Raw genomic sequence first — 8,227 nt, 5'->3', positions numbered from 1 at the left:
TTGGTTATACTCTTGCTTTCCATCTCGATGATAGCTCTGACTATTTTTTCGAATGGAAGCTTACGATTCCTAGTGAAATCTACTTTGGGATTAACAACATAATCCAACATGTTTTGAGTAGTGGTAGTGATTTCAGATAATAAAAGCTTTTTAATGTGTTTTGGTTTCATATGTGACCTCCTTGCAATCAAGTTTTCCTTAATTACAAGGGCCGCTTTCGCTACCTTTAAAACATCAGTAGCGAAAGCGGCCACACATTTACGATAATCTGTCAATACCTTTTAAGAAAAAAAGACCCCTATGTCATTTCTGACATAGAGATCTTTTGGGCTGTCATCTTAACTTAATGACATTGGCCGTCATAGACGGCTGTCTTTTTTTGTACTAGACAATATGTAATGACCTCCATTTTGTCTATATATCAGATATACGAAAGTGCCTGATCAATATCTTCGATTATGTCATTAACATTTTCTATACCTACGCATATACGAATCAAATCCGGTGTTACTCCGGAAGCTACCAACTCTTCATCGTTGAGTTGTCTGTGAGTTGATGATGCCGGATGGAGAATTATTGAGTGTGCATCTGCTGCATGGGTACAGATCATTGATACATTCAAATGTTTCATAAATTCCTCTGCACCTTTTCTTCCACCCTTAACACCAAAGGAGATTACTCCGCAGGTGCCATCAGGCATGTACTTTTTAACAAGGTTACTGTACTTGTTATCTTCAAGTCCCGGATAATTTACCCAACTTATTTTGTCATGGTCCTTCATAAAGGATGCTACCTTCATAGCGTTGCTACAATGTCTCTCGATTCGTACCGCAAGCGATTCAAGTCCTAAATTTAAAATATATGCATTCATCGGGCTTTGTACGGCACCTAAATCTCTCATAATCTGAGCTGTCATTTTTGAAATATATGCACCTTCCCGGCCAAAGTGTTTTGTATAAATCACACCATGGTATGAAGGATCCGGAGTTGTAAGTGAAGGGTACTTGTCTGCATGCTCATCCCAATTGAAATTTCCTGAATCGATAACACATCCACCGATTGTGGAATCATGGCCATCCATATACTTGGATGTAGAATGCACTACTATATCTGCTCCCCATTCAAAAGGTCTGCAATTCAAAGGTGTTGGAAATGAATTATCTACAATAAGTGGAACCCCATGCTTATGGGCCGCCTTTGCAAATTTTTCAATATCCAAAACTACCAACGCCGGGTTAGATACTGATTCTCCAAAAACAGCCTTTGTATTTGGCTTAAAAGCCGCATCCAATTCTTCCTCTGAGCAATCCGGATCTAAGAATGTAAACTCAACTCCCATTCGTCCCATTGTCATATGGAATAAATTATAAGTTCCACCATAAATCATGCTGGATACAATAACATGATCACCACATCCACATATATTAAATATAGAAAAGAAGGTTGCTGTTTGACCGGAGCTTGTTAATATTGCAGCACTTCCGCCCTCAAGGGCGCATATCTTTGCCGCAACATTATCGCAAGTTGGATTCTGGATACGAGAATAGAAATATCCGGATTTTTCCATATCAAACAATTTCCCCATCTCTTCACTTGAATCATACTTGAAGGTAGATCCCTGTATAATCGGAACTATACGAGGCTCACCATTCTTTGGCTCATATCCGGCCTGGACACATAAAGTCTCTTTTCTAAGCTTCTTCATTTTCTTCTGCTCCTTTAATATCTTCCTCATTAACAAATCCTACGTTCATACCAAATAATCCCTGCAATGGTGGCGGCGTAAAGTCATCTTTTTTGGTGAGAAACACCACCTTGGTTATGGCTGTCTCTCTACCCCTTATCAGCTTGACCTTCTTATCATTACCTACTATTCTCTCCATTGCCGGATAATCTCTGTCTGAGCATGTGACCTCCATCCTATAGATACTGTCAATTCCATTGCTGTGCTCAATATGCTCAGGAATCTGTTCTACTGAATATGCGGTAACCAGAAACGGTAATTCAGCAGGACTTAAAGGACAAAAACCAAATCCAACGTTTTCATCCCTTACATTACGTCTTGAGGAAATCATGTTCTCAGAAAGATTAAATCCTTCATTTAACAGTTGCTCTCTTACTTTTCCCATGTTCTCAATGGCTGCTGTCTTTCTGTCACATGGCTCAAAAGCAAAATCAGTAAATCCCTCCGGCGCATCGCGCCAAAATCTAAACCGGTCTCCCATCTGTTTTCCGAACTTCTTGTCCATAAACACCGGAGATAAATTTGCAGGTCCCTTCATCATATAAACTTCAATAAATGCATGGTCATTAAAGAAAATAAAAGCGTTTGGAGAAATAAGCCCCTTGTGACCAAACTCAATGGTAAACCCTGCATCTTTCAATCTTTTAACAGCATTTCTTGTACTTTTTACCTTTAAATGTATATGGCTAAGCCTATAATCAATATTATTCATGACTCACACTTCCTATCCTAATTCTTGTTCAAGTAACATCGCTAACTCTTTTTCACTTAATGCATCTAAATCATCTACTTCATCACTTTCATTGAAACAGGTATTATATATATACTCAGTAAGTTTTTCTACAGTGTTATGATTAAATACATCTACAACCGGTAGCTCCACTCTTGGAACTGTATTCAACTTGGCAACTATATTTACATTCATCTGTGAATTCAGTCCCATTTTCATAAAGGGCATGTCTAAGTCAATTTCCGATGGTGCTATATTAAGCATGTCAGCTATTAAATCAATAATGATGTTCTTAATATCTTCACTTTTCCTAACATCAATCTCACTTAAATCTGTGACATCTAATTGGTTTTTAATAAGCACTCCGTTAAGAGCACCATTTAAAAATAAATCCTTAGTAGTCTTTCTTTGTATCTTTCCGCTATCGGTTCTGGGAATAGAATTCTCTTCAACTAAAATAATTTCCTGCGGTTGTAAACTATATTCCCTAAAAACATTCTTACGTATATCCTGTGCTATGTCTTTTAATGTCTCCTCAGATAGTTTTTTACCCTTTATCTCCTGAACTAATACAATGCTGTCCTCATCCCGGAAAGATGCTGAAAAAGCACATGCAGCATAATTTAATAAATTATTACTGTTTGCTGATAAAGCTTCCAAATCTGTCGGATAATAATTTACTCCGTGAATGACAATGCTATCCTTATATCTTCCGGTTATATAAAGTTCACCATCTTCGCCTACAAATCCGGCGTCACCGGAATGTAGAATTACTTCTCCATTATTACCTTGCACAAATATTTCAGCCGTTTCTTTAGAACGCTTCCAATAACCGGCAGCTACAGATGGTCCGCATATACAAACCTCGCCTATAGACATTGGCGGCAATTCTTCTTGCTCCGGGGAAAGAATCATAATGCTGTTATCATCAATCGGCCTTCCTACTCCTACCAGATAGGTTCCATTTTTATCAACTTCACGTACCTTAAACGAGTCAGCAAAATTGCCACTGTTAAGCACTACAATTCTATTTTTTGACAATGCATTTTTATCAACTTCAAGCCATCCGGCCGCCTTATCCTCTTCGTTCATAGTCAACATCAACGTAGCTTCTGCCAAACCATATCCAGCTCTAATCGCTTCTGCTCTCATTCCAAACTTTTCACAAATATTCATAAGTTCAACTTGAGTGTTAAAGCGTACCGGCTCAGAACCGCTTATGAGTTTTTTCAATGAGGAAAAAGAAATATTGTCCGGATTTCCTCTTTCAAAAATTTCTTTTAAAATTTTGCTGATCAACTCATAAGAAAAATTAGGTGCAACTGTGTGAGTGGCTCTGTAATCACTCATGGCATGTATCCATTTCTCCGGATTACTTTTAAATAGCTCCGGAGACATAAAAACATTTCTACTTCCACTGTATACAGCGGTAAAAAGTCCCATTATCAATCCCATGTCATGATGATATGGCAACCATCCCACCCATGTAGATTCACCATTTAAACACAACCTTCTTTCAATCTGTTTAAGATTGTCCAATAGATTACTGTGAGTTATCATTACACCTTTGGGATCACCTGTAGAACCGGATGTATATTGAAGAACAGCTAACCCTTCTTCAAATTCGTTGCAATATAATTGTGCTTCTTTTGTCATGGAATAATGGAATACCGGAATACCCCCAAAATGTTCAGATGAAATTTCTTTCATTTTAGAAGCCGCACTATCATTTGTAAGAATTCCGGATGCCCCACAACTTTCATATACATTAACGTAGCGCTTTAAATCGGTTGCCTCATGAAAAATATCTAAAGGCACTGCAACTGCCCCGGCCATCAAACAACCATATAGCCCATACAAGAGTTCCATATCCTGCCTGTACATAATCATGCATCTGTCACCGGCTTTAATGCCACCGGCTTTTAAAACTCCGGCAATCCTAGCGCTATTTTCGTATAAAGATTTGAAACTACACTGCTGCGCTTCTCCTTCTTCCGGTATATAGATATAGGCTGTTTTATCAGGTGTATGTTTTCCACGGAGGTAAAGTATTTGAATAAGGTTCTTTATTTCATAATCATATAAAATCATGGTTAGTTACCTTTCCTTGGTCATATCTCACCAAACTCCATATCTTCATCATCAGAATTTGAGGCCTTCTCATCAATTAGCGCCGCTATTGCCCCAAGTGTTGGCTCGCCATACATTTCCTTCAAGGAAAATTCCACATTAAATTCCTGACGTACTTTTGTAAGCAAATGAGTTGCAAGAAGACTATCTCCTCCTGCTCGGAAAAAGCTCTGCTCAACTCCAACCTCATCAACATGAAGAATATCCTGCCACATAGCTGCCAGCTTCTTTTCCGTTTCTGTTGATGGTGGTGTCAGATCTGAAAGGTCATCTGTATTAACCATATCAATAAGAGCCTGTCGATCCGGCTTTCCATTTTTAGTAAGAGGAATTCTGCTTGCAAAAACAATTTTCTCCGGAATCATATATTCAGGAAGTCTTTGTCCCAAATAATACTTAAGTGCGTTAGCTGTAAGGCTTTCATCTGAGTCTTTTCTCTTTTCAGCCTCCAAAATAACAAATGCAGAGTCCTCATAGCCATGCCAGTTAACATTACAAAAACCTTGTCTCAAAAAACATCCTGCTGCTTGTTTAGCCGGCATAACCGGATTGTTCTCCCAGGGGCGATTTTCTTTAGTAAAGTTAATAAATCCCTTTTCCATTTGAGCTGCAGAAAGAAATGATAACGGTGGCAACTGGTTAAGATCTACAATATAGCTCTTTCCATGATTCTTTAACAATTCTCTGATTATAAATACGGCCTGCTCATAATTCGGATGAGTATGCATATCATTTATATCCACCACTACTTCAAAAGCATTTCTTAAATCATCCGGGACAATGTCCTTAATAATATGATAACTATGAGCTTCACCTAGCCTTTGTTTTGCCTGAGAAGTAAAGAAAGCCGTTTGATCTATAAACGTATAATCGATATCGGAATCCTCGGTAAGATTTACCAGCATCTCTGCTACCAATCCTGTTCTAACGCCAAGAACTGCTACATGAAGATTTATTTTCTCTTCCTCATAGAGCTCATTTATTTTCTCTGCGATTTCATTTACTCCGGCAATAATTCCCTTTTCTCTTAGTGAAACCTTTTCCGGACACAACCACTCATCTTCCATCATGTCGGCAGCGGTTTTCTCCCCCTTCATAACATCTGATAAAAGGATAATGTTTTCCTTCATCTCTTCTAAAACAGATTCCGCCTTCTTGTCCGTTAAAGCTATTTTCCCATGTGCATTTGTGATATATCCATATTTTTCAAGCACAGTCAGCCAATAATCGAAAACACTTCTATTTTCAGAATCGAAACCTAATTGGCTAAAGAGCTTATCTGCTTCAATTGGTAGACTTTGTGATTTATTGAGACCAAGAATCTCCATTAATGCAGCCGTAGCTATAACAGCCTGTTTATTTAATAACTCTGATGCATCAAACGTTGCCCCAATCTGTTTTGGCTCCTCTTGCACCTGGTTAATTATCTCTGTTACTACTGAGGCCAACATTTGCTTTTCATTTTTCTGAATCATTACAGTTCCTGCCCCACTAACTCTCTCATGAGCTATAAGGCTCTTGGTTATCTCATCCAACTCAATACGATAACCACCAAACTTGACCTGATTATCAAGTCGTCCAAGGAATTCAATATTGCCATCCTCTAAATATCTTCCTTTGTCGCCGGTTCTATACCAGCGGCATCCCTGATCTTCAATAAATCTCTCTGCAGTAAGCTCCGGAGAATTGACATAGCCTTTGGCAAGACCTACACCACCTATCTGCAATTCTCCTTCCTCTAAAGCCCCTTCAATCACTCTGTTTTCAGAAACAATTCTGTACTTTTGATTTGTAAGAGCCTTTCCATAAGGTACAGATTTATAACTGCTGTCAATTTCCTGACCCACTTCATAGCAGTTAGACCAAATAGAAGCCTCAGTTGCTCCGCCAAGCGCAATGATTCTGGCTGTTTTATTTTTTTCACGAATTCTGGTAATCAATGATGGATAAATCCAATCTCCCGAAAGAAGAATTAATCGTAGCTTTCCTACCACTTCATTCTTGTAATCCGCAGACAGGAGCATATCAAATAACATTGGAACAGAATTCCAAACAGTAGGCTGTTCCTTCTTCATAAGCTCTTTCCACTGTTCAGCTTCCTTTTTCATATTCTTATCGCAGATAACAACCTTTCCACCAACAGAAAGAATGCCGAAAATGTCATAAACAGAAAGATCAAAATCTATCTCCGAAACTGCGAATACGCTGTCCTCCTCAGTTACATTAAATCTTTTGTTGATATCTTTAATCGTGTTGCTTGCGGCAAAATGCTGTATTTCAACCCCCTTGGGCTGTCCGGTTGTTCCGGAGGTAAAAATAATATATGCATCATTTTCCGGATCAACTTCAATAGCTTGTGCCTTATCTGCGTCTAATACGGTTTCAGGTGTAATAACCTTTAATCCCATTTCTTCAAAGAAAACTTTGCTATCACAATCTGTAATAACAGTGGAGATCTCTGCCTTTTCACAAATGAACTTCCTGCGCTCCATAGGTACAGTTGCACTTATTGGCAAATAGGCACATCCTGCAGAAAGAATTCCCATTACAGCGCTTATAAATTCTGCACCCTTATCAAGGGCTGCTGCAACAATCCCCTTTGTATTGCTTTCTATTAGTGCGCCGGAATACTGCATGGCCTTTTCAGCTATTTCTTTATATGTAAAACATTTCACACCACCATCCGCTTGACGCTGAGCCACAGCAATGCGCTCAGGATATTGTGATGCCATATCAAAAAATCCTTCATGAATTAAACTTGGAGAAATATTTACTCCATTTTTTTCAATTATCTTGTTAGACATTATTAATCCTCCAATAATTCTTCCACAGAATCCTTTCCTCCCTTTTTTTTAAAGTCAATCTTGAATCTGATGATATATGTGAGCCTTGAGTTCCAGCTCATACTCTTTTCCAAGATCAAAAGGGAAGAAATGTTCTCCTTCAAACTCCTTTTTTTTCATTCCTATGGTCGTAACATTTTCCCACTCGTCCATCATCTCAATAGTGGCATCATAATCCTTTGAGCCGGCATAAGCTTCAATAGGAATACCAACTATCTCTCCGTTATAGACGAATGATTCATTAAGCTTATAGTCGTTCTTTACTCTCGGTATAAGAAACTGCATTAGTTCTTCATTCTCAAGTATTTCCTTGGGTGTACCTCCCATTACCTCTAATTCTTTTACAAGCATGCTGTCATCCATATCTGTTGTATAGCGATCAACTATGCTAATACATGGAGAGTGTCTACCCGAAACTATCAACAGCTCCGGCTTCGTGTCACAGTGGGTCTGCATGGTGTGAGCTGTTTTAAAAGCAATGGCAGCTCCCATACTATGGCCATAAAAAACTATTTTTCTTCCATCAGAAAACTCATCTATTGCTTCGGCTAATTGATCTGTAAGCTTTTTCATATCACAGATAGGTTCTTCGTCTATTCGGCAACCCTTACCCGGAAGTTCAATTGGAATAAAGGCTATATTTCTATCATTGATATCCGTCCATTTTTTATAAACAGCAGCCGAACCACCGGCGTGGTGGAAACAAAAAACCATCACGCCATCCTGTTTGGTTTCTAACTTCTCCGAAAAAGGAAACCATACTTTATGTTTATACATTAT

General features: G+C 38.6%; 5 protein-coding genes. All 5 read right to left on the bottom strand.

Going from position 1 to position 8,227, the window contains the following annotated elements; all coding sequences use genetic code 11:
- Window positions 1-421: 421 nt before the first annotated feature.
- The 5 genes from DL92_RS0112720 to DL92_RS0112700 are packed head-to-tail and all read right to left on the bottom strand — an operon-like array spanning window position 422 to window position 8,224.
- Entirely contained in the window at window positions 422-1,735 is a 1,314-nt protein-coding gene (locus DL92_RS0112720; protein WP_242845861.1) for an O-acetylhomoserine aminocarboxypropyltransferase/cysteine synthase family protein, read from the bottom strand.
- Window positions 1,692-2,456, bottom strand: coding sequence for a VOC family protein (locus DL92_RS0112715; protein WP_026667926.1), 765 nt, complete (start codon window positions 2,454-2,456; stop codon window positions 1,692-1,694). Before DL92_RS0112715 ends, DL92_RS0112720 begins: the two co-directional genes overlap by 44 nt.
- Window positions 2,457-2,468: 12 nt before the next feature.
- Window positions 2,469-4,565, bottom strand: coding sequence for a non-ribosomal peptide synthetase (locus DL92_RS0112710; protein ID WP_026667925.1), 2,097 nt, complete (start codon window positions 4,563-4,565; stop codon window positions 2,469-2,471).
- Between the two features lie 20 nt (window positions 4,566-4,585).
- Window positions 4,586-7,408 carry an amino acid adenylation domain-containing protein gene (locus DL92_RS0112705; protein ID WP_026667924.1) on the bottom strand — a complete coding sequence of 941 codons (2,823 nt, stop codon included), beginning with the start codon at window positions 7,406-7,408 and terminating at the stop codon, window positions 4,586-4,588.
- 54 nt (window positions 7,409-7,462) lie between these two features.
- Window positions 7,463-8,224 (bottom strand): thioesterase II family protein, encoded by a 762-nt coding sequence (locus DL92_RS0112700; protein ID WP_026667923.1) that lies wholly within the window; start codon window positions 8,222-8,224, stop codon window positions 7,463-7,465.
- Between the last annotated feature and the right edge of the window lie 3 nt (window positions 8,225-8,227).

The organism is Butyrivibrio sp. AE2005 (assembly GCF_000686965.1).
Taxonomy (GTDB): domain Bacteria; phylum Bacillota; class Clostridia; order Lachnospirales; family Lachnospiraceae; genus Butyrivibrio; species Butyrivibrio hungatei_A.
This window is presented reverse-complemented; position numbering and strand designations above follow the sequence as displayed.

Excerpts from the sequence above, each read along its gene's own strand:
- DL92_RS0112720 (WP_242845861.1), bottom strand. The coding sequence starts at position 1,735 with ATGAGGAAGATATTAAAGGAGCAGAAGAAAATGAAGAAGCTTAGAAAA.
- DL92_RS0112715 (WP_026667926.1), bottom strand. The coding sequence starts at position 2,456 with ATGAATAATATTGATTATAGGCTTAGCCATATACATTTAAAGGTAAAA.
- DL92_RS0112710 (WP_026667925.1), bottom strand. The coding sequence starts at position 4,565 with ATGATTTTATATGATTATGAAATAAAGAACCTTATTCAAATACTTTAC.
- DL92_RS0112705 (WP_026667924.1), bottom strand. The coding sequence starts at position 7,408 with ATGTCTAACAAGATAATTGAAAAAAATGGAGTAAATATTTCTCCAAGT.
- DL92_RS0112700 (WP_026667923.1), bottom strand. The coding sequence starts at position 8,224 with ATGTATAAACATAAAGTATGGTTTCCTTTTTCGGAGAAGTTAGAAACC.